The 486-nt window shown below is 67.3% G+C and carries 1 protein-coding gene; it reads left to right on the forward strand.

Going from position 1 to position 486, the window contains the following annotated elements; all coding sequences use genetic code 11:
- Positions 1-486: DDE-type integrase/transposase/recombinase (locus H6A34_RS14630; RefSeq protein WP_205106102.1), on the forward strand; the 486-nt coding region annotated here is incomplete at both ends.

The raw sequence follows: 486 nt of genomic DNA on the forward strand, positions 1-486 counted from the left end.
AAGGTGGGTGCCATACGCTCGGAGGCCCCGGGCATAGGCTGCCGCAAGCTGTGGCTGATGCTCTGCTCGGTCTTCGGTCGCGAACGGATGCCCGGCCGCGACCGCTTCTTCCGCCTGCTCCGCCGGCGTGGTCTCGTGCTGGCGCGCCCGAAGCCCCGCCGCACGACCGACTCCAACCACCGCTACCACAAGTGGAAGAACCTCGTGCGCGGCTTCACGCCCACCGCCGCGAACCAGCTGTGGGTGGCCGACATAACCTACATACCACTCGAATGCGGTGGCACGTGCTACCTGCACATAGTCACCGATGCCTACTCGCACAAGGTCGTAGGCCACAAGGTCTCGCCGTCGCTGCGCGCCTCGGAGTCGCTCGATGCCCTCAGGCAGGCCATAGCCCATGCCGTGGCGGTGCGCGGCACGGACAGTCTTGACGGCCTCGTCCACCACTCCGACCGCGGGGTGCAGTACTGCTGCGACGCCTACATC

It is taken from the genome of Marseilla massiliensis (assembly GCF_016899855.1).
In the GTDB taxonomy this organism is placed as follows: Bacteria; Bacteroidota; Bacteroidia; order Bacteroidales; family Bacteroidaceae; genus Prevotella.